The organism is Promicromonospora thailandica, from assembly GCF_024171955.1.
GTDB classification, from domain to species: Bacteria; Actinomycetota; Actinomycetes; order Actinomycetales; family Cellulomonadaceae; genus Promicromonospora; species Promicromonospora thailandica.
In genome coordinates this window covers 74,382-97,743 of sequence record NZ_JAMTCS010000011.1, presented here as the reverse complement: position 1 = coordinate 97,743, position 23,362 = coordinate 74,382, and the positions used below count along the sequence as shown (strand labels likewise).

The following is a 23,362-nucleotide window of genomic DNA, read 5'->3' as shown; positions in this document are numbered from 1 at the left end:
GCGGGCCGCCTCAGCGCGGCACGGGCACGGAGGCCAGCACCGTGTCCAGCACGCCCTCGGCGGTGACGCCCTCGAGCTCGGCCTCGGCGCGCAGCTGCACGCGGTGCCGCAGCGTCGGGTGGGCGAGCGCCTTGATGTCGTCCGGCGTCACGAAGGAGCGCCCGGACAGCCAGGCCCAGGCCCGCGCCGTGCGCAGCAGCGCCGTGGCACCACGCGGGGAGACGCCGAGCGACAGCGAGGGCGAGAACCGGGTGGCGCGGCACACGTCCACGGCGTACCCGAGCACCTCGCGCGAGACCTGCACCTGGGCCACCTCGGCGCGGGCGCGCTCCAGGACCGCGGCGTCCGCCACGGGCGTGACGCCGGCGGCCGCCAGGTCGCGGGGGTCGAACCCGGCGGCGTGCCGGGCCAGCACCTCGACCTCCTGGTCGCGCTCGGGCAGCGGCAGCACGAGCTTGAGCAGGAACCGGTCGAGCTGTGCCTCCGGCAGCGGGTAGGTGCCCTCGTACTCGACGGGGTTCTGGGTCGCGATGACCATGAAGGGGTCCGGCAGGCGGCGCGGCACGCCGTCCACCGAGACCTGCCGCTCCTCCATCGCCTCCAGGAGCGAGGCCTGGGTCTTCGGGGGCGTGCGGTTGATCTCGTCCGCGAGCACCAGGTTGGTGAACACCGGGCCCTCGCGGAAGGAGAACTCCGCGGTGCGCGCGTCGTAGACGAGCGAACCCGTGACGTCACCCGGCATGAGGTCCGGCGTGAACTGGACCCGCTTCGTGTCCAGCTCGAGCGCGGCGGCGAGCGTGCGGACGAGCAGCGTCTTGGCCACGCCGGGCACGCCCTCCAGGAGCACGTGGCCCTGGCAGAGCAGCGCGATGAGCAGGCTGGTCACGGCGGCGTCCTGCCCGACGACGGCCTTGCCGACCTCCGTGCGGACGGCCGCGAGGGCCGAGCGCAGCTCCTGCGACGGGGCGGGCGGCTGCTCGGCCGGCTGCTGGGTCTGCTGCTGGGGGACTGCTGGTTCGGTCACGGTCGGTGGACCTCGCTCTCCAGGATGTCGAGTCGGCGCGCGAGCTCGGTGAGCGCGGCGTCGTCGGCGGGGGGTGGGCCGTAGAGCAGGTCTGCCACCTGCTGCTTCGGGCGGTCGGTCGCGGTCACGACGGCGTCGACCACGGTGTTGGCGTCGGACGACCGGGCCAGGCCGAGGCGGGTCGCGATCCGGTCGGCCGCCGCCGCACGCAGGCCTGCCGCGGCGTGGCCGCGCGCACGGGCGGCGCGGTACAGGCGGGCCCGGCCGCGCGTGGCCTCGGCCGACCGGACCAGGACCGGCAGGTCCTCGACGACGAGCGGGCCCATCCGGCGGACGCGCCAGAGCGCGAGCAGCACCCCGGCGAGCACGACGACCAGGGCGACGGGCGCCGACCCGGGCGGCATGAGCGCATCGAGCTGGCCGCGGTCGGAGGGCGTGGGCTCGTCGGCGACGGTGCTCGTGTCCATCGGGTCGGGCACGAGCCAGACCAGGTGCTCGTTCTGCCCCAGCATCCACAGCGCGAGCGCGGCGTTGCCGTCCTCGAGCACCGAGTCGTTCCGGATCACGGTCGGGTCGCCGACCACGGTGACCGACCGGTCGGCCAGGTCCAGCCGGGCATAGGCGTAGGCCCCGTTGCCGTCGGGCCAGCACAGCACCGGGCGCGCCTCGCCCGAACCGTCCGAGGAGTCGTACAGGTTGGGCCGGAGCCTCATCGCGCCCGCCGCGCGCGCTGCCGGATCGTCGCACTGCGGTTCCACCGGCTCGGCGGGCTCGCCGTACGTCGAGTCGACGACGCCGCGGGTCAGGCCCGCGAGCATGCTGTAGTCCGGCTGCACGAGCACCAGGTCGGCGCCCGTGCGGTTCAGCGCCGAGATCTGGTCCTCGGCGAAGAACGACGGGTTGGGCGTGATCAGGAGCGTGTCACCCGGGCCGGCGGCGGCCGTGGCCTCGGCCACGGAGGTCACGTGCGTGACCCGGACGCCCTGGTCCCCCAGCACCTCGGCGACGGCCATCGCCCCGCCCGACTCCGGGTTGTCCGGGGCATACGGCGCGGCGGACGTCGCGGGGCGCACCACCGCGAGGAACAGGACGAGCAGCGCGACGGCGGCGAGCACGGTCAGCGGCCAGCGCAGGCGGCGCCACGTGCGGCCGGCCCGCGACCGGCCCGTCGTGTCGTCGCCGACGACCACCGGCGGCTCGGCAGCGGTCGCCGCAGTCGCGGCCGGCCCGCCGGACGGGGACGCGACCGGCGCCGGGTGGGGCGCCGCGGGCGCGGGCAGCGGCGCCGTCATGCGGGTACCTCCGGCCGGGCCGCGGTCACGGCGTCGTCGAGGGCGCGCAGGGCGGCGTCGTCGTCGGCCGTGGCCGTGCGGTCGCCGTACTCGACACCGTCGAACACGTCGGCGCCCGTGTGCAGGGCCTCGGCCTGGGCGGGCAGCCTGCGGCCGGCATCGGCGGCCGCCTCCTGCGCCGTACGACCGGGTCGCGGCTCGATGACCACGCGGTCCTCGAGCGACCGCACGACGGCCCGGAAGCGCTCCACGACCGCCGTGCGCCAGTCGCCCCGCGCGGCCGCGGCGTCGGCCGCCGTGCGCAGCTGCGCGGCCGTGCGGGTGTCCTCGGAACCGAGGACCTCTGCCGACCCCGCGCGCTCGCGGCCGAGCCGTACCGGCCCGGCCACCAGCCACGCGATCCCCAGGACAGCCGCCACGACGATCACGACGACGATGCCGAGCTGCGGACCGGCCAGGGCCGTGACCGGCCAGTCGATCTCGCTCAGCCGCTCCAGGACCCAGTTGATCGCCCGGGCGAGCAGGGACTCGCGCTCCGCGTACTCGGGCTTGCTGAGCTCGCCGGCGAGCCACTCGCGTGCGGTGTCCCGGTCGGGGACGACGGGCAGGTCGGCCCTCATGTCACTTGTCCGCCACGGCCGCCGCGGCCTGCAGCTGCACGTCCAGCCCCTCGCGTCGCATCCGGGTGTCGATGTAGAGCAGGGCGGTGACGCCGCCGAGGAACAGCACGCTCATGCCGCCGGTGACCGCGTACGAGATGCCGTAGCTCACCGCGATGCCGACGTCGTTGGCCGAGGCGAAGAAGATGCCCAGGACCAGGCCGAACGGGATCGACACGATCTGCCCGATGACACCGAGGATGAGCGAGGTCAGCAGGTAGATGCCGAGCACCCGCCAGAACGTGCCGCGCGTGAGCCGCCAGCCGCGCGCGACCGTGGCCCAGAAGCCGCCGCCCTCGACCGCGAGCGCCGGCGGGACGAGCAGCACGCGGGTGAACAGCCAGAAGCCCCCGACCACACCCGCCGCGAGCGCGACCAGGGAGCCGACCACGCCGAGCGTCATGTCGACGGCGAACAGCCCGATGACCACGGCCACGATCGCGGTGTACGCCACGATCGTCGCGACGAGGCTCAGGAGCGAGAACCCGATGAGGTACCAGGCCCGGCGGCCGACCCGCTTCCAGGCCTCGGACACCGACACCTTGCGGCCGATCACGGAGTCGCTCACGGAGACGGCCATGACGCCCATGGCGAGGGGCGTGGCGAGCACGAGCAGCAGGCTGGTGCCGAGCAGGGACCCATAGGTGACGCCCAGGATGTCCTGCGTGAAGCCCAGCTCCTGGAACGCGGGGTCGCCCTCGAGCTCGGCGAAGACGCTGCCGAACAGGTCGCTGAACCAGGTGGTCAGCGGGATGCTGAGCAGGGTGCCGAGCGCGACGGCCACGACCACGACGATCGCGGTGAGGCCGAGCGTGACGCCCGGGTTGTGCCGGACGGCGCCGAACGCGCCGTCGTACAGCTCGCCCAGGCTGAGCGGGCGCAGCGGCACGATGCCCGGCTTGTCGGCCGGCGGCCGGTAGCCGGGGACCTGGGAGGCGTACGGGGAGTACTGCCCGTACTGGCTCTGCCCGTACTGGCCGGTCGCGGGAGCGCCGGGCGACGTGCCGTACTGCGGGCTCCCGGGCTCCGGGTGGCCGGTCTGCGGGGCCGTCGGGTCGTACCCGGGCGCGTACTGCCCGTACCGCGGCGGCTCGCCCCAGCCCGCGGGCTGGGACCCGCCGGACTGCGGGGGCGTCGGCTGCGCCGGCTGGTCGGGTGCGCTCTCGGGCGTCGTCATGGGGCGTGCTCCGGATGTCGTCTCGGGTCTGTCCTGCGCGGCAACCCTAGTACGCGGGACTGACACGGGGCCGCGAAGAGCGTGCTCGCGGCGCGGCTGTCACCCAGCCGTGACCACGGTGGCGCCGGACTCGTGCTCCGCGAGGTCGCCCGTGGCGCCCGCGCGGACGGCGCGGCGGCCGAGCACGTAGACGTACGCCCAGAACGCGGCGAGGACGAGGGCGCCGATCACGATCTTGAGCCACCAGTAGAGCTCCGAGCCGGTGACGAAGCCCTCCACCAGGCCGGAGACGCCGAGCGCGACGGCCAGCCCGATGACGGTGGTGATGAGCGCGCGGCCCTCTGCGGCCAGGGCGACCGACCGCTTGCGGTGACCCGGGTCGATGATGGTCCAGAACAGCCGCAGGCCCGCGGCGCCGGCGACGAAGATGCAGGTGAGCTCCAGCAGGCCGTGCGGCGTGATGAGCGTGAGGAACAGGTCGAGCTCGTCGTGGGCGGCCATCATGCCGCCGATGGCGCCGACGGACGCGGCGTTCTGGTAGAGCACGAACAGGGTGAAGAAGCCGGTGATGCCGCCGGCCACGGACAGGGCCGCGACGCGTGCGTTGTTGGTCCACACCACACCCGCGAACCCGATGCCCGGGTCGTAGTAGGACGCGAACGCCTCGTTCACGTACTCCTCCTGCTCGGCGGGCGTCATGAGGGCGGCGAGGGCCTCGGGCGACGTGGCGACGTGGACGCCCGCGACCAGCGCCACGAGCAGGCAGGCCGCCGTCACGGCGTGCGACCACCAGCGGATCCGGTAGAAGGCGGCGGGCAGCGACACGGTCGCGAACCGCGTGACCTCGCGCCAGGCCGGCTCGTGGGCGCCGGCGATCCGGGTGCGGGCCCGGTTCAGCACGTCGGACAGGCGGGTCACGAGCGCGGGGTCCGGCGCGGCCGACCGGACGGTGGACAGGTGCGTGGCGACCGACTGGTACAGGCGCACGAGCTCGTCCGACTCGGCGCCGTCCAGGCGGCGCCGGGCGGAGAGCTCCCGCAGCCGGTCCCACTCGGCGGCGTGCACGGCGGTGAAGGCGTCGATGTCCACGACGGTAGTCTGCCGCACAGGAGTCAGGTCCCACCTCGGACGCACAGCACACCGACCGGAGGAACCGTGCAGGACGGCATCGTCATCGGCGAGGGCGTGGTGCTGGACGCGCGCCCGGCGTCGTTCATCACCCGCGCCATGGGCGCCATGCTCGACTTCATCGTGCTCGGCGTGGTCATCGGCATCGCCGCCGGTGTGGGCGGGCTGTGGTTCCTGGAGACCGCGTCGGTGAGCGAGGACGCCGCTCTGATCATCTGGGCGGTGGCGAGCGCCGTCGTCGTGGTGGGCGTGCCCGTCACGGTCGAGACGCTGTCCCGCGGCCGTTCGGTGGGCAAGCTCGCGTGCGGTATCCGCGTGGTGCGGGACGACGGCGGTCCGGTCCGGTTCCGGCACGCCCTGGTGCGCGCCCTGATCGGCATCTTCGAGCTGTGGCTGACGTTCGGCGGCATCGCTGCCGTGGTGTCGTTGGCCAACGCGAAGGGCAAGCGGCTGGGCGACCTCGCCGCGGGCACCTACGCGGTGCGGGTGCGCGGCGGCAGGCCGCCGTCGGCACCGGTCGTGATGCCGCAGTCGCTGGCCGCGTGGGCGCACACCGCCGACATGCGGCGCCTGCCGGACGGCCTGGCACTGGCCGCGCGCCAGCTTCTCGGCCGGGCCGCGCGCCTCGCGCCGGAGTCCCGCGCGCAGCTCGCGGACGACCTCGCGGGCCGCATCGAGCCGTACGTCGCGCCGGGGCCGCCCCCGGGGACGCACCCCGAGGCGTTCCTGCACGCCGTGCTCGCCGAGCGCCGCGAGCGCGAGCTCGAGGCGGGCCGGCGGGACCGGCGGCGCGCGCAGGAGCAGGCCGAGCTGCTGCACCGCCTCCCGTTCGCGGTGGCCGACCCGCCGCGCTGAGCCGCCGGCGCCTCACCCCCGCGGCGACGGGACGAGGCCGCGAGAGCGCAGCACGTCGCCGCACCGTAGCAGCCCGGACTGCACCGCCCGGCGCAGCCGGGCCGACGTCGGACGCTCGACGCCGTAGTGGATCGCGACCGCCAGGACCAGGCTGAGCGCGCCCGCCGCGACGAGCGCCACGGTGCGGGTGGTCTCGTGGGCGAGCACGTCGATCACCGCGTAGCCGAACTGCGTGTGCACCAGGTAGACGGGGTACGTCAGCGCGCCGAAGGTGCCGAGCACGGTCGCGACCCGGCGGGACGGCGCGGACCGGCCCGGCAGCGTCGTGGCCCACACGGCGACGACGCACCCCAGCAGCACCAGTACCGTGATCACGGGGTCGACGGGGACGCCCTGCAGGTCGGACGCGCGCCCCGCGGCGTCGAGCACACGCAGCACGCACAGGATCAGCCCGCCGGCGAGCAGCAGGCTCGTGACCACGTCGAACCCGTCGCGGTAGGCGAGGAACAGCAGCATCCCCACGGCGAAGTAGGGGGCGTAGTCGGGTACGAGCCACTCGGTGAGCCACCGCGCGCCGAGCTCCTGGGCGGCCCAGCCCGCGAGCGGCCAGAGCGTCGCGAACGCGAGCACCCGGGTGCGGGTCAGGGGGCCGAGCGCCAGCACCGCGAGCACCAGCAGGTAGAACTTGAGCTCCACGAGCAGGGTCCAGAACACGACCTGCACGCCCGTGACCTCGAACAGGTCCTGGACCATGGTGAGGTTCACGAGGGTCTCGAACGGCGAGGTCTGCCGTCCGCCGGACCAGAACTGCTGCAGGCCGACCGTGAGCACGATGCACGCCCAGTAGGCGGGGAACAGGCGGCCCACGCGCGAGGCGACGAACCCGGCGACGCCGCGGCCGTCGGCGCTGAGCAGGATGACGAACCCCGAGATCATGAAGAACAGCTCGACCCCGAGCCAGCCGTACCGCGTGACCTCGTTGAGCAGCGGGAACGCGTGCACGGGGCTCGCCCCCCAGTAGCTGCTCACCGTCGACGTGGCCGTGAAGTGGTAGAGCAGCACGGCCGCGGCGGCGGCGAAGCGCAGGCCGTCCATGGCCACGAGCCGGCCGGAACCTTTCCGGCGCGCACCGCTCGTGGCCGGGCTCGTCTCGGGAACGGGTGCGGTCAGGCTCTCGTCAGGACGGGTCATCGCCGCCGACCTTAGATCACGGAACGGTAACGGTCAAAAATCACCCTACCAGAAGAGTGAGCAGAGTCTTGGCCGAGATGTCCCAGTCGTATCCCGCGGCGCGCAGGCGTGCGGCGGCCGACCGCTCGGCCCACGTGGCCGGGTCGTCGAGCGCGCGGACGGCACCCGCGAACCCGTCGACGTCGTCCGGGTCGACGTACGTGCCCGCGGCCCCGCCGACCTCCCGGAACACCGGGATGTCGCTGACCACCAGGGGTGTGCCGAGCGCCATCGCCTCCACGAGGGGCAGCCCGAAGCCCTCGTCGCGGGAGCCGGACACGAGCGCCGTGGCACCGCGCAGCACGTCGCGGTAGACCTCGTCCGAGGCGCCGTCGTGGAAGACGAGGGTCCCCTCCCCCGCGAGCGCCTCGAGGCGGGCCCGCTGCTCGGGCGTGACGGGGCTCATCAGGTGCAGCTCCCAGCCGGGCAGCTGCGCCATGGCGCGCGCGGGCAGCTCGACGTTCTTGTACGGCATGAACGAGCCCATGTAGACGAGCGAGCGGGTCCGCTCCCCGCGCGGCAGGTCGGGCGCGGGGTCGGGCGCGTTGGGCACCACGGTGACCGGGCGCCGGGTGAGCCGGTGGCGGGCGATGAGGTCACGCGTGGTCTCCGAGACGGTCACCACCTCGTCGGCGCGGTTCAGCAGCAGGCGCTGCGGCCACCACGCGAGGTGGAACGCCCGCCACAGCAGGCGCACGGGGGCCGGCAGGTTCCGCGGGGGCGTGGGGTGCCGGTAGTAGATGAGGTCGTGCAGCGTGAGCACCACCCGGTAGTCCCGGCCCCAGGTGCCCATGGTCTGCATCGGGCTGAACACCACGTCGGCGCCGGTGCGGCGCACCTGCCGGGCGACGAACGGCTCGCGCCAGCTCGTCGGGGCGCTGACGTGGTGCCACGGCAGCCCGGCCGGCAGGTGCTCGAGCTGACGCTCGTCGCTGACCAGCACCTCGATCGGGTGCAGCCGGGCCAGCGCCGTCACGATGCCGGCGGTGTAGCGGCTGATCCCGTCGTGCCGGCCGACCCGCAGGTAGCGGCAGTCGACGACGATCTTCATCTGCTGTTCCCTCACTGTTCGTCCTCGTCGCGGGCAGCCTCGTCACGGGCAGCCTCGAGCGCGGCCAGGAATCCGGCCGTCTCGCGGGCCACGACGGCGGGCGCCTCGTAGTGCGCCAGGTGCCCGGTCCGCGGGACCACGGCCAGCCGGGCGTCCGCCAGCGCCGCCGCCAGGACCCGCTGGGAGGGCAGCGGGGCGACGTCGTCGTTCTCGGACGCGACCAGCAGGGTCGGCGCGGTGATGCGCCCCGCGTAGGCGGAGACGTCCGTACCCACCGAGGCGTGGAAGGCCTCCAGCAGGGTGCGCCGGTCGGCGAAGCCGGAGAAGTAGCGGTCGTGCTCCGCGTGGATCCAGCGCCGCAGGTCCCGGTCGTCGGAGGTCACCATCGCGAGGCTCGCCACGCGGGTGAACAGCGGGTGACGCAGCAGCCCGGTCCCCGCCCGCTCGGGGAGCGCGGCGGCCAGCCGGTGCACCCCCACCGTGACGGCGCTCATCGCCCGCCGGGGACCGTCCAGCGCGGCCGTCGCGATCGGGTTGACCAGCACCAGGGCGCGCACCACCCGGTCGGCCGCCGTGGCCGCCGCGACGATCGAGCCGAAGGAGTGGCCCGCCAGGACCACGTCGCCCCCGGGCGCCACGGCGGTCAGCAGCTCGGTGGTCCAGGCGGCGTAGCCGGCGACGTCGTGCACCCCGTGCCCCAGGGGCGCCGAAGCCCCGAACCCGGGCAGGTCGGGAACCCATACCTGCAGGTCAGAGCGCTCGGCGAGCAGGTGCGCGACGATCGGCTCCAGGCCGTGGTGGTCGCCGCGCAGCCCGTGCAGGAACACCATCCGGCGCGGTGCGGCGGGATCGCCGTACACCCGGACGTGGGCGCGCGAGCCACGGATCTCGAGGTCGACGTCCCGCGCGGGTGTGGCCGCGACGATCGCCGCGTACGGTGCCTCCGGTGGGGCGGGACGCGGGTGCGTGTCAGTGTTCATCGCGCCGACCCTAGGCACCACGGCGTCGGTCACGGGAGTGGCGCGAGAAAGATGGGGGGAATCCCCCATCCCATTACGGGGGGAAACCTGGTGGCGGAGAAGGGTGTCCTTACGTCACCGTTGTCCCATGCAAGCCACAGCGGTCGCCCTCGCCGTGCTCGGCGCCGCCCTGTTCGCCGGGGCCGCAGTCCTGCAGCACCGCGAGGTGGCCGACCTCTACGGGGAGCCCCACTCCCGCGAACGCGTCGTGTCGCTCCGCCGGCTCGGCCGGATCGCCCGCCGGCCCGGCTGGCTGACCGGGTTCGGGCTCGCGGCCGGCGGCACCACGGTGCACGCCGTGGCCCTCGCGCTCGCCCCGCTCCGGCTCGTCCAGCCCATCGGCGTGCTGGCGGTACCCGTGGCCGTGCTGCTCTCCGCGCTCCGCCTCCGGCGGGCCCCCGGTGCCAGCGTCCTGCTCGGCGTCACCCTGACCATGACGGGCGTCGCCGTGTTCGTGGCCGCGTCCGTGAGCGCCGCCTCCGGCAGCCCACCGCCCGCCGGATCGACCGTGCCCACCATCCTGATCGTCGGCGGTGCCGTCCTCGCCCTGGGCGCGGCCGGCCTGATGATCGGCGGCTGGCTCCGCTGCGTCGCCTGCGCGACGGCCGGGGCCACCGCGTTCGGCCTGGTCTCCGCGCTGATGCGCGTGATCTTCCAGGAGCTCGGCTCCGGCGCCGCCCGCTGGTACGACCTCCAGGTGCTCGGCACCGCGGCGGCCGCCGTCGCCGCGATGGTGCTCGGCGGCTGGCTCGTCCAGCAGGCCTACCCGGCCGGACCGCCCGAGGTCGTGGTCGCATGCCTCACCGTCGTCGACCCGATCGTCGCCGTGCTGCTCGGCGCGGTGCTCCTCGGGGAGGGGTCCGACACACCCGTCGGCACCTGGTTCCTCCTCGGCGGGGCCGCGCTCGCCGCCGTCGTCGGCGTCGTCGTCCTCGCCCGGCTCCACCCCGACGCCGTCGCGGCCCGCGCGACGCGTCCCGCATCCATCTGACCCCCACGAGACTTCCCGAACCATCGAGAGGTACAGCACAGTGAACCTGCCCGGTACTCCCCGCACGATCCTGATCGGTGCCGACACCTACCCGCCCGCCGTGAACGGGGCCGCCCGGTTCGCCGGCAGCCTGGCCACCGGACTGGCCCGGCGCGGGTACGAGGTGCACGTGGTCGCCCCGTCGCCGGTCGGCCGGCCCGTACGGGAGGAGCTCGACGGCGTCGTGCTGCACGGTCTGCGGTCCCACCGCTACCCGTCGCACGACAACCTGCGCATCTGCGCGCCGTGGGAGACCCGGCGCGGCGTCGCGGAGATCCTCGACGAGGTCCGCCCCGACGTGGTGCACACCAACGGCAGCTTCATCGTCGGCCGCGCCCTGGTCGACGCCGCGCACCGCCTCGACCTCCCCGTCGTCGCCACCAACCACCTCATGCCCGAGAACCTGGTCGGCTACCTCCTCGTACCAGGCACCATGCACCGCACGGTCGGCCGCTGGCTCTGGCAGGACATCGGCCGCGTGTACGCCAAGGCCGACGTCGTCACCGCCCCCACCCCGCGCGCCGTCGACCTCCTGGCGCAGCACGCCGGCCTGAGCCACGCCGTGCCCGTCTCCAACGGCATCGACACCGACCGCTTCACCACGTCGCCGCGCGAGGACCGCGCCGAGCCGACCGTCCTCTTCGTCGGCCGCCTCGACCAGGAGAAGCGGGTCGACGAGCTCATCCGCGCCTTCGCCCTGCTCCCCGACAGCCTGCCGGGCCGGCTCGAGATCGTCGGCACCGGTACCAGGGCCGACGAGTGGTCGGCGCTCGCCGCCTCGTCCGGCGCCGCCGGCCGCGTCCGGTTCCGCGGCTTCGTGCCCGACGACGACCTGCTCACCGCCTACCGGGACGCCGACGTGTTCTGCATGCCGGGCGTCGCGGAGCTGCAGAGCCTCGTCACCCTGGAGGCCATGGCGTCCGGCCTGCCCGTGGTGGCCGCCGACGCGATGGCGCTGCCCCACCTGGTGCGGCCCGGCGTCAACGGCTGGCTGTACACGCCGGGCGACGTCCGCGAGCTCGCCAACCGGCTCGGCGACCTGCTCGGCGACGCCGACCTGCGGCACCGGATGGGCTCCGCGAGCCGGGAGCTCGTCGAGGCGCACGCCGTGGACGGCACGCTGGACGCCTTCGAGGGCATCTACGACAAGGCCCGCGCGATGCACCGGACGCCGGCCCACGCCTGACCCGTCAGGCCCCGCCCCGCGTGCGGGGCGGGGCCCGACCGTCAGCCACCGAAGACCGGGGCCACCGCCTTCACCAGCTCGTTGCCGCCGAGCACCAGGAACATCACGGCCACCAGCACCAGCACCACGTTGACCCACCAGCGGTTGCGCCACTGCCGCGGCACCGCGCGCGAGTTCATCAGGAACAGCAGCGTGAGGGCCAGGAACGGCATGAACAGCGAGCCCAGCGCGCCGTAGACCACGACCAGCAGGATCGGCTTGTCGAGGAACAGCAGCGCCATCGGCGGGAACGTGAGCCACAGGATGTACCAGCGGTAGTACGTGCCGCCCGCGCCCCGGCGCCGGTCGCCGGCCGGCAGGTTGCGCATGGTCGCCACGAAGTCGGCGAACATGAGCGACACACCGTGCCAGACGCCGATCACGGACGAGAACGTGGCCGCGAAGAACCCGACCAGGAACAGCGGCGCCATGAACGCGCCGTACCGCTCGGCCAGCACGTCCGCGACGTCGACCAGGCCCTGCTCGCCGTCGGCCACGGCCAGGCCCGCGGAGTACAGCAGCTCCGCGCCGACGATCAGCATCGAGACGACGAAGATGCCGGACATGACGTAGGCCCAGGCGTTGTCGAGCCGCATCACGCGCATCCAGCGCGGCGTGCTCCAGCCCTTCTCGGCGAGCCAGTACCCGTAGGCCGCCAGCGTGATCGTGCCGCCGACGCCGCCCGCCAGGCCCAGCGTGTTCAGCACCGCGCCGTCGGGGATGACGGGCACGAGGCCGGCCACGACCTGGCCGAGGTTCGGCGTGGTCAGCACCGCCGAGCCCACCACCGTCACGAACATGACGCCGATCAGCACGGCCATGACGTTCTCGAACGGCTTGTACTTGCCGAACCAGACGAGCAGCAGCCCCGCGACGCCCGCGAGCATCGCCCACCAGCGCACGTCCAGCCCCGGGAAGAGGCCGTTCAGCGCCAGACCGACTCCGGACATCGCCGCGGCGCCGTAGCTGAAGCCCCACACGACCACGTAGATGCCGAAGTACACGACGGCCCACAGGCCCAGCGACTTCCAGCCGTCGAAGATGGTGCGGCCGGTCGCGAGTGTCCAGCGGCCCGCGCCCTCGACCAGCGCGATCTTCACGACGACGCCGAGGATCACCGCCCACAGCAGCGCGTACCCGTAGTTGCTGCCCGCCACCATGGTGGCCACCAGGTCGCCGGCGCCGATGCCGGTGGCCGCCACGACGAGACCGGGGCCGATGATCCGCCAGCGGGGCCGCTCGGCGGCGCCGTCGTCGACCGCCTCCGGGGTGCCCTCCGGAGCGCCCCCGTGGCGCAAAGTGACCTCATTGTCCTTTTCCATGGCGTGACTCTACCCAGAGGATTCACCCGGCGGCGCGCGCGTCACCGAGGTTTAACAGGGTCGTGACGCAGTGCATGCGCGCGGCTTCACCGGACGCCGATCGTATGCAATCGTTCCTCCGACGCCCCGATTGTCAGACCACAGACCGGAAGCGAGCCGCATGTCGTCCTTCACCCCGCCCGCCGCCCCCACCACCCGCCCCGACCTGCGCGGCACGTTCGGGATGGTGGGCTCCACCCACTGGCTCGCCACCGCGAGCGCCCAGGCCGTGCTCGAACGGGGCGGCAACGCGTTCGACGCGGCCGTCGCGGGCGCGTTCGTGCTGCACGTCGTGGAGCCGCACCTCAACGGCCCGGGCGGCGACATGACCGGCGTGTTCGTGACGGCGGACGAGCCGGGCCGCCCCCGCGTGCTCATGGGTCAGGGCCCGGCCCCGGCGGGTGCGACCGTCGAGCACTACCGGTCGCAGGGGCTCGACCTGGTGCCGGGCTCGGGTGCGCTGGCGGCCGCGGTGCCGGGCAGCGTGGACGCGTGGCTGCTGCTCCTGCGGGACCACGGCACGTGGGACCTGGGTGACGTGCTGTCGTACGCGATCGGGTACGCGCGCGACGGGCACCCGCTGCTCGGCCGGGTCAGCGGCACGATCTCGATGGTGGCGGACCTGTTCCGCGACCACTGGCCCACGTCCGCGGCCCGCTGGCTGCCCGACGGCGAGGTGCCTGCCCCGGGCGCGGTCGTCACCGACCCGGAGTACGCCGACCTGCTCGACGCCGTCGTCGCGGCAGGGGCCGGTGCCCCCGACCGGGCCACGGCGATCGACCTGGCCCGCGCCGCCTGGCGCGAGCGCGTGGGCGCGGCCGTCGAGGAGTTCGTGGCGACGCCGCACCGGCACTCCGACGGCGGCGACCACGCCGGCGTCATGACGGCGGCCGACGTGGCGGGGTTCGCGGCCTCGGTCGAGGAGGCGACCACGGTGACGTTCCGCGGGTACACGGTCGCCAAGACGGGCGCGTGGGGCCAGGGTCCGGCGCTGCTGGCCGCGCTGAAGATCCTGGAGGGGTGCGACGACGCGGCGCTGGACCCGTCCACGGAGCTCGGCGCCCACACGATCCTGGAGGCGCAGAAGCTGGCGCTGGCCGACCGCGACGTGTGGTTCGGCGACCCGGAGGCCGACGACGTGCCCCTGGAGCACCTGCTGAGCGAGGAGTACGCGGCCGCGCGCCGGGCGCTCATCGGCGAGACGGCGAGCCACGAGGTGCGTCCGGGTGACGTGCCGGGGCGGGCGACGCCGCCGGTGCCGGTGCTGCGCACCGAGTACGCGACGACGGCCCCCGCGGGCTCGCTGCCCGGTGCGCCCACGGGCGGTGCGGCGGCGGGCGTGGGCGAGCCGACGGTGCCGGGACCGGACTCCCCCGAGCACACCGGCGCCACCCGCGGCGACACGTGCCACATCGACGTCGTGGACCGCTGGGGCAACATGGTGTCGGCCACGCCGTCGGGCGGGTGGCTGCAGTCGTCGCCCACGGTGCCGGGTCTGGGGTTCTGCCTCGGCACGCGGCTGCAGATGACGTGGCTGGACGAGGCGTCGCCGTCGGCCCTGACGCCCGGGCGACGCCCGCGCACCACGCTCACCCCCACCCTGGTGCTGCGCGACGGCGAGCCGGTGCTCGCGCTCGGCTCCCCGGGCGGCGACCAGCAGGACCAGTGGCAGCTCCTGTTCCTGCTGCGCGTGCTGGTGGGCGGGTACACCCCGCAGGAGGCGATCGACGCGCCCGCGCTGCACACCACGTCGTTCCCCGGGTCGTTCTGGCCGCGCACGTGGACGCCGGGCGGCGCCGTCGTCGAGGACCGGCTGGGCGACGACGTCATCGCGGGCCTGGAGCGGCGCGGCCACGTCGTCACGCGCGCCGGGGACTGGGCGCTCGGGCGCCTGTCCGCGGTCACGCGGGACCCGGCGACCGGCCTGCTGGGCGCCGCGGCCAACCCGCGAGGGGCGCAGGGCTATGCCGCCGGACGCTGAGCCGCCGCGGCACGGCCCGCTCGAGGAGCGGAGGTTCGTCGCCCGCCCGCTCTCCGTCCAGGACGCGATCCGGCGCGACATCATCGCGGGCGTGCTGACGCCGGGCGCGCGTGTCACCGAGGCCTCGCTGGCCCAGCGGTACGACGTGTCGCGGGTGCCGGTGCGCGAGGCGCTGCGCGGGCTGGCGAGCGAGGGGTTCATCGACTCCCGGCCCCACGTGGGCTCGCGGGTGGCCGCCATCCCGGTGCACGACGCCGACGACCTGTTCGCCGTCCGCGAGGCGCTGGAGGTGGCCACCGCGCGCGGTGCGGCACGCCGGGCCGCCGCGCTCTACTCGGGCGACGAGAGCCCCGCGGACTGGTGGCGCCTGCGCCGCGAGATCGCGGCCCTGCTCGACGCCGGGGACGCCCACGTGGCGGACGGCGACCTGGACCCCCTGGTGGCGATCAACGACCAGATCCACATCGCGATCGCCGAGCTCAGCGGCAGCGCGACCCTGACGCGCCTGCTGCGGCAGCTCTCCTGGAAGATCGAGTGGCTCTACGCCGCCGACGTGCAGTCACGCGGCAAGCGGCTGTGGCCCGAGCACCGCGTGCTGGTGGGCGCCATCGACGCGGGCGACGGCGAGCGCGCCGCCGCGCTCATGGCCGCGCACGTGCGCGAGTCACGCATCGGCTACCTGCTGCGGCACGACGTCACCACCCCGAGCGCCGACCCCGCCGTGGCCGCCGAGGTGGCCCGCCGCCGGTCAGCGGACGGCTGACCGGCCGAGCCGGGGCCGCCCGGCCGCGAGCGGCGCCTGGGGCGCGAGCGACCGCAGGAGCGCGTCGAGCGCGGGACCGTCCCGGTCGGTGTCGAAGAGGTGGTCCGCGTGGAAGTCGGGGCCCTCGGACGGCACGGGGTCGCACCAGAAGTAGTGCAGGTCGCCGCCGTACAGGGCCGCGATGTGGTACTCGTTCGTGGCCCAGTAGCTCTTCGACGCCAGGACCACCCGGGTCGCCGGACCGCTCGAGAACACCGTGTTGATCAGCCCCGAGCCGGCGTAGCCCGCGACCACCGGAACCGTCGAGAACAGGCGCACCTGGTCGGGCAGCGCCAGGTCCTCCGGGTACACCACGGTGAAGCCGGCCGCCACGAACCTGCGCTCCACCTCCTCGGCGTTCAGGCAGCGCCGCCGCGCCGCGGACCGGCGGGACACGAAGACACGCTCCGGCAGCGGCTCGTGCCCCGCCCGCGGCAGCAGGCCCGCCACGACCCGCGCCCAGACCTCCCGCGCCACGGGCGCGAGGAACCGCGGCTGCTGGAACGCCTGTGTCGCCGTGACCAGCCGCTCGACCCGTGCCGGCCCGGTCAGCACGTGCACCCGCTCCCGGCCGATGCCGTACGCCGCCAGCAGCTCGTACGTGTACGCGGGCACCTCGCCGGTCTCGGTGTCCGGGCTGACGAGCACCCGGAGGTCGGGGTACTCGGCCAGCGCCGCGTCCCAGGCCCACAGCTTCGACAGGTCGTGGGTGATGACGTGGCCGTAGTGGCCGGGCACCTGGTTGTCCAGGTGGTAGTAGGTGCCGGGCAGGTGCTCCGGCACGGCGTCGGCGTCGCGCAGCGCTGAGAAGTCGGCGCCGTGGTAGCGCATGCCGAACGTCTTGCGGGCCGCCTGCCACGGCAGGAAGTAGCACGTGGGCAGCAGCATGCGCTCCACCACCGCCACGTGCTGCGGGGCCACGAGGACGTCGTCGTAGGCGGCGCAGGTCAGCTCGCCCACCTCGACGGTCCGCGGCAGGCGTGCCGCGCCGAGCTCCGCGTCGCTCGACCAGAGCGTCGACGCCGAGGTGTGCGACCCGGGCGGGACGCGCGCGATCACGCGGGGTTCGACGCCGCGCGCCGCGAGCGCCGTCCGCGTCCCCTCGACGTCGAGCTTGAGCACGTGCTCGCCGCTCTTGCGCAGCACGACGAACGGGCCGTCGATGCGGACGTCGTCCAGCGCCCCACCCAGGCCGAGCTCCAGCGCCGTGCTCAACCTGCGGCGCTCGGGCGGGCGCAGGCTCCGGCGGCGGGCGAGCTCGCGCACCTCGTCGACCAGGTCGCCGTCCGCGGGGCGCAGGTCCGGCTCCTGGCGGGCGACGTACCGGCCGCCGTCGGCCAGGGCGAGGAAGGCCTGGCGAAAGGTGCCGCGCACCTCCGCGGGCCGGTTCCGGCGCAGGTCGAGCACCAGGTCGGCGGCCGGCAGACCCGCGAGCGCGCGCAGGACGTCGTGGTCGTCGTCGAACCGGAGCAGGCCGAACGTCAGGTCCCGGACGTCGGGTCGCCGGCCCTCCGACAGCACCGTGAGGGCGGCGTCGGGGTAGCGGTCTCGGATGCGCCGGCCCAGGACGACGGGGCGGTCGTCGCAGATCACCACGAGGTGGTGGACGTCGGCCGGGCCGGCGAGCCGGACGAGGAGGTCGAGCTCCCCGCGGGTGACCACGGGTGGTGGGTCGCCCTGCCGGTCCGGGTCGTGCTCCGTGCGTGCTCGAGGGTCGCTCATGCGTGCCTTCGGACTGGAGGAGACCGGGCCCCGGTGGCCCGGCCTCGTCCATGGTGCGCCGGTCGGCGGTACGGCGCACGCCGTACCGTGGTCAGACCAGCAGGTCGCGGTACTGGGGACGCGCCTTCATGGCGTGGATGACCAGGGTCCGAACCCGAGCAGGAGCCAGCGGCGCGGGTCGTCCTCGTCGTCCAGCGCTGCCCGGTACGCCGGCTGCTGGGCAGCGCGCAGGACACCGGCCTCGGTCAGCCGATCTCTCCGGAAGTGCTTGCGGGCCGAGTCGTGCAGCCTCACGCGACGTGCGCCCAGGCGCGGACCGCCGCCCGGATCGCCTCGGACCGCGTCGCAAGCCCCTCAGCCTTCGCCTGCCTGTCCAACGCGGCGAGCGTCGCGGCGTCCAGGCGAGCCGGGACGACCTCTCCCGGACCGTCACCGGCGGTCGGCCGCCCGCGTCGGCGCAGCGCGGGCACGTCGTAGCCGGCCTCGGCTTCGTCAGCCCACGCCTGGATCTGGTCCTCGCTCACCGCCTGCCCGCGAATCTTCTCGTCGCTCATATAATTATCGTATACGTAAATCGACGGCGGCGTCCCCTCAGAACGTCCGGTGGGTCCAGCGGCCCGCGAGCAGGGTGCCCGCGACCGGGATCGTGCGCAGGGCGTCGGCCGTGGCGGCCGCGTCGCTCCGGCCCGGGTCGTCCTGGACCGCGGCGAGCGGGTCGCCGTCGAGGACCACCAGGTCGGCCGGCGCTCCCGGCACCGGGACGAGCCCGCGGCCGTCGGTCGAGGCGGCCAGGGCGGCCGCCGGGGTGATCCGCTGCTCGGGGTGCCACGCGGGGCGCCCGTCGCGTGTGCGGCTGACGGCCGCCGCCGCGGCGATCCACGGGTCCAGGGGCGCGACGGGCGCGTCCGAGCCGAGGGTGAGCACCGCCCCGGCGTCGGCCAGGGTGCCGTACGGGAAGGCGCGGCCGGTGCGCCCGGCCCAGTACCGGTCGGCGACGTCGCGGTCGTCGAGGGCGTGCTCGGGCTGGACCGAGGCGACCACGCCCAGTGCGGCGAAGCGGGCGAGGTCGGCGTCGTCGAGGAGCTGCGCGTGCTCGACCGAGCCGCGCGCCCCCGTGGCGGCGAAGGCGTCGAGCGCGAGCGTGTTGGCGCGGTCGCCGATCGCGTGGATGGCGCAGTGCAGCCCGCCGGCGTGGGCGCGGCCCATGAGCGGGACCAGCTCGTCCGGCGGCACGGAGAGGATGCCGTGGGCGTCCGGCCCGTCCAGCCCCGGGTAGGGGGCGTGGCAGTAGGCGGTGCGGGTGTTGAGCGAGCCGTCGGTGACCACCTTGAACGGCCCCTGCTCCAGGAGCCCGCCGGTGTCCGGCAGCACGTCGCCGGTGCGCAGCCCTTCGGCCAGGACGTCGTCGAGCCAGGGCGTCCAGACGCCTGCGCGCACCCGCAGGCCCGTGAACCCCGCCGCGAACCGGCGGCGCCAGGCCGTGAGGTTGTCCGTGATCTCCAGGTCGACGACGCCCACCACGCCCCGTGCGGCGGCCGCTGCCGCGGCGTCGGCCACCCAGGCGTCGGCCAGGTGGTCGGGCGCGCGGTCGACGGCGGCGGACAGCGGCATCCACTCGGCCTCGCGGAGCATGCCCGAGGGGTGCGCGGTCGCCCCCACGAACCGCAGACCCGCCGTGTTCAGCCAGGCGCAGTGCAGGTCGCCCGAGACGAGCACGACAGGCACCTCACCCGCCGCGGCGTCGAGCAGGGCGGCGGTGGGGGCGTCGGGCCACAGCCCGTCCCGGAAGCCGTAGCCGACCAGCGCGGTGCCGGGCTCCGGCAGGCCCGCGTCGAGCCGGGCGCGCACCAGGGCTGCGGCCTCGGCCGCCGACCGCGCCCCCGACAGGTCGAGCCGGCGCCGCACCAGCGCCCACTGCGTCAGGTGCACGTGCGCGTCCCAGAGCCCAGGCATGACCACGCGCCCGCCGAGGTCGACCTGCTCCGGCGCGACGCCGTCCGCCCCGCGCCCCCGCAGCTCACCGGCGGGCGCGACCCGCACCACGACCCGGTCCCGCACCAGCACGTCCACGACCCCGCCGCCGAGCGCCCCGCCGACTGCAGACTTCCCGACATCCCCGCCGACTGCAGAGTTCCTGACAGGTTCGGAGCCCACCGGCGGAACAAAGTCTGCAGTCGGCGGCTCCGGCGTGAGGAACTCTGCAGTCGGCCGAGGTGCCCCCGTCGCAGCCGGGTGGAGCAGGCGGGCGTTCGTCAGGAGCAGGGGGGCGGTCATGGCGCGTCGGCCGGGCGGCGGGCCAGCTCCGCGCGGACCTCGGCCGCGAGCGCCGGCTGCGCGTAGTGCGGGTCGGACTCCAGGGCCGTGACCACGCGCTCGACGACGGCGCGGGGCTTGTCCTGGCTGAGCTTCGCCTTGCCCTGCCAGCGGACCACCCGCAGGCGGAACCCGGCGGCGCCCTTGGCGATGCGGTGGGCGTACTCCTCGACGTCCGGCAGCCGGACGGGCTCGGGCCTGACCGACTCGTACCGGTCCACGGTGTCGGACAGCACCGCGTAGGTGTCCTCGGGGCCGAGCAGCTCGACCGTGCACCACAGGTGCACCGCGAGGTAGTCCCAGGTGGGCACGGCGGGCGTCATCTCGTACCAGCCGGGCGACACGTACCCGTGCGGACCCTGCACGACGAGCAGCGACTCGCGCCCGCTGTCGAGGGAGTGCAGCACCTCGTCGGGGCGGCCGACATGGGTGAGCAGGCTCATGGGCTCACCCTCCGGAGTGTCCTCCAGGAGCACGGGCAGGTGGGAGGCGACGGGGGCGCCGTCGTCGGCCACGGAGACGAGCGTGGCCCAGCCGTGGGTGCGGACCAGGTCGCGCACGCGGGCCTCGTCCTGGATCTCGTAGTCGGTCGTGTGGATCACAGGGACATCGAACCACCGGCGGGGGGCCGGTCGTGTGTGACCCCGGCGGGCGGGGCCGGGCCGCTGCAGCATCCTGCAACCTCGTCCGGGCGGGCCGAGGCACGCTCGGCCCATGAAGAGACGAGGAATCGTAGGCGTCCTGACGCTGCTGACCATGGTCTTCGCCGCACCGGCACAGGCCGCGACAGTCGAGTACAACGTGGCGGTCGACCACTACGTGTCGTGCTCCGAACGCATCGAGAAGTCCTGGGGCTCGGGCTGCTACAAGCCCACCGGGGACTACTTCTGGGTCACCGACGACAGCAGCGACGGGTACAGCACCGGGGTGATCTGGCGCCACCCGAGCACCGGCCGGGAGGGCATCTGCCGCAACAAGGACGGGTTCCTGGGCGGAGGTGTCCGCACCTGCAACAAGGACTTCCCGGAGAACACGAAGATCCGCTTCCGGATCGCGCGCTGCGACGGCGCCGCCCATTCGTGCAAGAGCATCGGCCACTGGGTGAGCAGCTCGGGGACGCTCGAGGTCACCACCTGACGGAAACCACCCGGGCTCCGGTACCTCGCGACCTGTTCGGCGGGGTACCCGGTGCTCTAGCCTGCTCCGGTGGTCTCCACGACAGGCGCGACCCGCCCCCGCGAACCCGTGCGCGGTGGGCGGGTCGCGGCCGTCGACGGGCTGCGCGGGCTCGCCCTGCTGCTGGTGGTCGTCTTCCACCTGTTCGGCCACGGCCGGGTCTCCGGCGGTGTCGACGTGTTCCTCGTGCTCTCCGGCTACTTCGCCACGAGCACGCTGCTGCGCCGCGCCGAGGACGGCACCCTCCGGCTGACGGTGCACTACGCACGCTCGCTGGCCCGGCTCCTGCCCGCGGCGCTCGTGGTGCTGGGCGCGGTCACCGTCGCGCTGCTGGTCGCGCCCCGCGCGGGCCGGTCGGCGGGGCTGCGTGAGGTCGGGGCCGCCGCCACCTCCTGGGAGAACTGGGAGCTGGTCCGCGGCGCCCTCGCCTACGGCGCCGCCGGACCCGCCGCGAGCCCCCTGCAGCACTTCTGGTCGCTGTCGGTGCTGGGCCAGTTCCTCGCCGTGTGGCCCCTCGTGGTGCTGAGCCTGGTCGCCGTCGCCCGGCGCTCCCGGGTCGGCCGTCGACGCCCGGCCCCCGCCCGGCTGGTCGCCGCCGTGACGCTCGCCGCGACCGTCGCGTCGTTCGCCCACGCGGTCCTGCTCGTGGGCGTGGACCAGCCCGTGGCCTACCTCAGCACGTTCGCGCGGTTCTGGGAGCTCGGGGCCGGCGCACTCCTGGCCCTCGCCCCGGGCCTGCCCGGCCGGCTGCCCGGCCGCCTGCGCACCGCGCTGGGCTGGGCCGGCCTCGCCCTGGTCTGCGGCTCGGGCCTCCTGGTCGACGGCGCCACCGCCTTCCCGGGCCACTGGACCCTCCTGCCGGTCACGGGCGCCCTCCTGACCCTGACGGCCCTCCTGCCCACCCCGCTCCCGTCCCCCGTCCCGGCGGGATCGCCTCCGAGAACGACCTCCGGGGCGCCGGAGGCCCCGGATCGGTCCCTCAGGTCGTTCTCGAACGCGACCTCGCCGCGGCGGCACCCGGACCGGTCCGTCCGGGGCGTGCTCGGCAGCGCACCCCTGCGGTGGGGCGGGCGGGTCTCGTACGCCCTGTACCTCTGGCACTGGCCGGTGCTGGTGCTGTGGCTCCTGGCCACCGGAGCCGACGACGCCGGCCCGCTCGCCGCCGCCGGGGTGCTCCTGGTCTCGACGGCGCTCGCGTGGCTCACCACACGCTGGGTCGCCGAACCCGTGCTCGCCCGTGCCACCGGCCGGCCCGCGCCGTCGGCCCGCAGGTCGCCGCCGGTCGCAGACCCGCCGCCGACCGCAGGGGCACCGCCCGCCACCGCCGCGCCGACCGGCGCCGCACCGCCCGCGCGGTGGGTCTCCGCGGCCCTGGCCGGCGGCGCCCTGCTCCTCCTCGGCTGCACCCAGGCGGCGGCCGCCGCGCACGACGCCGCGGCGCGGCACGACGTCGCCGGCCTGCGCGTGCCGTCGCCCGACCACCCCGGCGCGGCAGCCCTCGGGCCGGACGCCGCGCTCGGGGTCACGCCGTCGGCCCCCTTCCGTCCCGCGACCTGGGCGGCCGCCGACGACCGCCCGCCGGCCGCCTGCCCCCAGGACACCGACCGGTCCGAGCTCCTGGACTGCGCGGTCGTGCGACAGGACCACCCCTCCGCCGTCGTCTACCTGGTGGGGGCCTCGCACGAGCTCCAGTACCAGGAGGCGTTCGCGGCGCTCGCCCGCGAGCACGGCTGGGAGCTGCGCGAGATGCTCACGCAGGGCTGCCGGCTGGCGACGTCCGGCGAGGGCGGCCTGCCCTACCCGCCGTCGTGCGCCGCGTGGAACGAGCGGGCGCTGGACGCGCTCGTAGCGGCGCGGCCCGACGCCGTCGTCGTGGTAGGTACGCACACCTTCGAGGACGGGTCGCCCGAACGCGTCCTGCCCGGCCAGGCCGGGGCGTGGCGCGTGCTGGCCGACGCCGGGGTGCGCGTGGTCACCGTCCGGGACAACCCGCGGTTCGAGTGGTTCGTGCCCGTCTGCCTGGAGAGCGAGAACATCCCCGACGCCTGCGGCCGCCCCCGTGCGGAACAGCTCGCCGCCGTCTCACCCCTGACCACGGCGGACGGCGTACCCGCCTCGGCCGTGCACCTCGACCTGACCGACGCGATCTGTGGTCCGGTGACGTGCTCGGCGGTGGTGGGCAACGTGCTCGTCTATCGCGACGACGATCACCTGACCAGCACCTACGTGCGTACACTCACGCCGGTGATCGGCGTGCAGCTCGAGTCGGTCGCACCGTGGCTGTTCACCGGCTCCGCGGTCTCGTGACATCGCATCC

At 74.9% G+C, this 23,362-nt stretch carries 21 protein-coding genes; 7 read left to right on the top strand and 14 right to left on the bottom strand.

From position 1 onward, the window contains the following. Positions 1–10: 10 nt before the first annotated feature. The 5 genes from APR03_RS17720 to APR03_RS17700 form a co-directional block, all read right to left on the bottom strand. Positions 11–1,024 carry an AAA family ATPase gene (locus tag APR03_RS17720; RefSeq protein WP_372494929.1) on the bottom strand — a complete coding sequence of 338 codons (1,014 nt, stop codon included), beginning with the start codon at positions 1,022–1,024 and terminating at the stop codon, positions 11–13. Beyond that, positions 1,021–2,316 (bottom strand): DUF4350 domain-containing protein, encoded by a 1,296-nt coding sequence (locus tag APR03_RS17715; protein WP_253837706.1) that lies wholly within the window; start codon positions 2,314–2,316, stop codon positions 1,021–1,023. The genes APR03_RS17720 and APR03_RS17715 overlap by 4 nt, the downstream gene beginning before the upstream one ends. Then, the gene (locus tag APR03_RS17710) at positions 2,313–2,936 is read right to left on the bottom strand and encodes a DUF4129 domain-containing protein (protein ID WP_253837704.1); all 624 of its coding nucleotides are present in this window, start codon (positions 2,934–2,936) and stop codon (positions 2,313–2,315) included. The genes APR03_RS17715 and APR03_RS17710 overlap by 4 nt, the downstream gene beginning before the upstream one ends. 1 nt (position 2,937) lies before the next feature. Beyond that, entirely contained in the window at positions 2,938–4,152 is a 1,215-nt protein-coding gene (locus APR03_RS17705) for a DUF7544 domain-containing protein (protein ID WP_253837702.1), read from the bottom strand. A 99-nt stretch (positions 4,153–4,251) separates the two neighbouring features. Next, a complete protein-coding gene (locus tag APR03_RS17700; RefSeq protein ID WP_253837700.1) occupies positions 4,252–5,241 on the bottom strand; it encodes a stage II sporulation protein M in 990 nt (329 codons plus the stop codon). Between the two features lie 66 nt (positions 5,242–5,307). On the opposite strand from APR03_RS17700, the gene APR03_RS17695 reads away from it, so the two are divergent. After that, positions 5,308–6,135 carry an RDD family protein gene (locus APR03_RS17695; RefSeq protein WP_253837697.1) on the top strand — a complete coding sequence of 276 codons (828 nt, stop codon included), beginning with the start codon at positions 5,308–5,310 and terminating at the stop codon, positions 6,133–6,135. A gap of 12 nt (positions 6,136–6,147) precedes the next feature. On the opposite strand, the gene APR03_RS17690 is transcribed toward APR03_RS17695, so the two are convergent. From APR03_RS17690 to APR03_RS17680, 3 genes are read right to left on the bottom strand one after another with little or no spacing between them, the layout of a single operon-like run. Continuing rightward, positions 6,148–7,326 carry an acyltransferase family protein gene (locus APR03_RS17690; RefSeq protein WP_253837695.1) on the bottom strand — a complete coding sequence of 393 codons (1,179 nt, stop codon included), beginning with the start codon at positions 7,324–7,326 and terminating at the stop codon, positions 6,148–6,150. A gap of 40 nt (positions 7,327–7,366) precedes the next feature. After that, positions 7,367–8,416 (bottom strand): glycosyltransferase family 4 protein, encoded by a 1,050-nt coding sequence (locus APR03_RS17685; RefSeq protein ID WP_253837900.1) that lies wholly within the window; start codon positions 8,414–8,416, stop codon positions 7,367–7,369. 11 nt (positions 8,417–8,427) lie between these two features. After that, on the bottom strand, positions 8,428–9,396 hold the full coding sequence (locus APR03_RS17680) for an alpha/beta fold hydrolase (protein WP_253837693.1): 969 nt from the start codon (positions 9,394–9,396) through the stop codon (positions 8,428–8,430). A gap of 127 nt (positions 9,397–9,523) precedes the next feature. Here APR03_RS17680 and APR03_RS17675 point away from each other — a divergent pair, with 127 nt between their 5' ends. Together APR03_RS17675 and APR03_RS17670 are read left to right on the top strand one after the other, a co-directional pair. After that, positions 9,524–10,426 carry a DMT family protein gene (locus APR03_RS17675; RefSeq protein WP_253837691.1) on the top strand — a complete coding sequence of 301 codons (903 nt, stop codon included), beginning with the start codon at positions 9,524–9,526 and terminating at the stop codon, positions 10,424–10,426. A gap of 40 nt (positions 10,427–10,466) precedes the next feature. Further along, the gene (locus APR03_RS17670) at positions 10,467–11,651 is read left to right on the top strand and encodes a glycosyltransferase (RefSeq protein WP_253837689.1); all 1,185 of its coding nucleotides are present in this window, start codon (positions 10,467–10,469) and stop codon (positions 11,649–11,651) included. 41 nt (positions 11,652–11,692) lie between these two features. On the opposite strand, the gene APR03_RS17665 is transcribed toward APR03_RS17670, so the two are convergent. Further along, positions 11,693–13,012 (bottom strand): Nramp family divalent metal transporter, encoded by a 1,320-nt coding sequence (locus APR03_RS17665; RefSeq protein WP_253837688.1) that lies wholly within the window; start codon positions 13,010–13,012, stop codon positions 11,693–11,695. Between the two features lie 160 nt (positions 13,013–13,172). Between APR03_RS17665 and APR03_RS17660 the strand changes: the two genes are divergently transcribed. Both APR03_RS17660 and APR03_RS17655 read left to right on the top strand, forming a co-directional pair. Next, positions 13,173–15,032, top strand: a complete 1,860-nt coding sequence (locus APR03_RS17660; RefSeq protein WP_253837687.1) for a gamma-glutamyltransferase family protein — start codon at positions 13,173–13,175, stop codon at positions 15,030–15,032. Beyond that, positions 15,016–15,795 (top strand): GntR family transcriptional regulator, encoded by a 780-nt coding sequence (locus APR03_RS17655; RefSeq protein ID WP_253837686.1) that lies wholly within the window; start codon positions 15,016–15,018, stop codon positions 15,793–15,795. Before APR03_RS17660 ends, APR03_RS17655 begins: the two co-directional genes overlap by 17 nt. Here the strand turns inward: APR03_RS17655 and APR03_RS17650 are convergent. The 5 genes from APR03_RS17650 to APR03_RS17630 form a co-directional block, all read right to left on the bottom strand. Next, positions 15,781–17,556, bottom strand: a complete 1,776-nt coding sequence (locus tag APR03_RS17650) for a glycosyltransferase family 61 protein (RefSeq protein WP_253837685.1) — start codon at positions 17,554–17,556, stop codon at positions 15,781–15,783. The genes APR03_RS17655 and APR03_RS17650 overlap by 15 nt on opposite strands. Before the next feature lie 126 nt (positions 17,557–17,682). After that, the gene (locus APR03_RS17645) at positions 17,683–17,850 is read right to left on the bottom strand and encodes a hypothetical protein (protein WP_253837684.1); all 168 of its coding nucleotides are present in this window, start codon (positions 17,848–17,850) and stop codon (positions 17,683–17,685) included. Next, on the bottom strand, positions 17,847–18,110 hold the full coding sequence (locus APR03_RS17640; RefSeq protein ID WP_253837683.1) for a ribbon-helix-helix domain-containing protein: 264 nt from the start codon (positions 18,108–18,110) through the stop codon (positions 17,847–17,849). Before APR03_RS17640 ends, APR03_RS17645 begins: the two co-directional genes overlap by 4 nt. A gap of 37 nt (positions 18,111–18,147) precedes the next feature. After that, positions 18,148–19,626 carry an amidohydrolase gene (locus APR03_RS17635; protein ID WP_253837681.1) on the bottom strand — a complete coding sequence of 493 codons (1,479 nt, stop codon included), beginning with the start codon at positions 19,624–19,626 and terminating at the stop codon, positions 18,148–18,150. A 200-nt stretch (positions 19,627–19,826) separates the two neighbouring features. Continuing rightward, the gene (locus APR03_RS17630; RefSeq protein ID WP_253837679.1) at positions 19,827–20,471 is read right to left on the bottom strand and encodes an FMN-binding negative transcriptional regulator; all 645 of its coding nucleotides are present in this window, start codon (positions 20,469–20,471) and stop codon (positions 19,827–19,829) included. Between the two features lie 112 nt (positions 20,472–20,583). On the opposite strand from APR03_RS17630, the gene APR03_RS17625 reads away from it, so the two are divergent. Next, positions 20,584–21,006: a hypothetical protein gene (locus APR03_RS17625; RefSeq protein ID WP_253837678.1), complete on the top strand. Its 423-nt coding sequence runs from the start codon at positions 20,584–20,586 to the stop codon at positions 21,004–21,006. A 69-nt stretch (positions 21,007–21,075) separates the two neighbouring features. After that, entirely contained in the window at positions 21,076–23,352 is a 2,277-nt protein-coding gene (locus APR03_RS25320; protein WP_253837677.1) for an acyltransferase family protein, read from the top strand. The last annotated feature ends 10 nt before the right edge of the window (positions 23,353–23,362 follow it).

Excerpts from the sequence above, each read along its gene's own strand:
- APR03_RS17705 (WP_253837702.1), bottom strand. The coding sequence starts at position 4,152 with ATGACGACGCCCGAGAGCGCACCCGACCAGCCGGCGCAGCCGACGCCC.
- APR03_RS17680 (WP_253837693.1), bottom strand. The coding sequence starts at position 9,396 with ATGAACACTGACACGCACCCGCGTCCCGCCCCACCGGAGGCACCGTAC.
- APR03_RS17640 (WP_253837683.1), bottom strand. The coding sequence starts at position 18,110 with ATGAGCGACGAGAAGATTCGCGGGCAGGCGGTGAGCGAGGACCAGATC.
- APR03_RS17625 (WP_253837678.1), top strand. The coding sequence starts at position 20,584 with ATGAAGAGACGAGGAATCGTAGGCGTCCTGACGCTGCTGACCATGGTC.
- APR03_RS17665 (WP_253837688.1), bottom strand. The coding sequence starts at position 13,012 with ATGGAAAAGGACAATGAGGTCACTTTGCGCCACGGGGGCGCTCCGGAG.
- APR03_RS17690 (WP_253837695.1), bottom strand. The coding sequence starts at position 7,326 with ATGACCCGTCCTGACGAGAGCCTGACCGCACCCGTTCCCGAGACGAGC.
- APR03_RS17715 (WP_253837706.1), bottom strand. The coding sequence starts at position 2,316 with ATGACGGCGCCGCTGCCCGCGCCCGCGGCGCCCCACCCGGCGCCGGTC.
- APR03_RS17650 (WP_253837685.1), bottom strand. The coding sequence starts at position 17,556 with ATGAGCGACCCTCGAGCACGCACGGAGCACGACCCGGACCGGCAGGGC.
- APR03_RS17685 (WP_253837900.1), bottom strand. The coding sequence starts at position 8,416 with ATGAAGATCGTCGTCGACTGCCGCTACCTGCGGGTCGGCCGGCACGAC.
- APR03_RS17655 (WP_253837686.1), top strand. The coding sequence starts at position 15,016 with ATGCCGCCGGACGCTGAGCCGCCGCGGCACGGCCCGCTCGAGGAGCGG.
- APR03_RS17710 (WP_253837704.1), bottom strand. The coding sequence starts at position 2,936 with ATGAGGGCCGACCTGCCCGTCGTCCCCGACCGGGACACCGCACGCGAG.
- APR03_RS17675 (WP_253837691.1), top strand. The coding sequence starts at position 9,524 with ATGCAAGCCACAGCGGTCGCCCTCGCCGTGCTCGGCGCCGCCCTGTTC.
- APR03_RS17660 (WP_253837687.1), top strand. The coding sequence starts at position 13,173 with ATGTCGTCCTTCACCCCGCCCGCCGCCCCCACCACCCGCCCCGACCTG.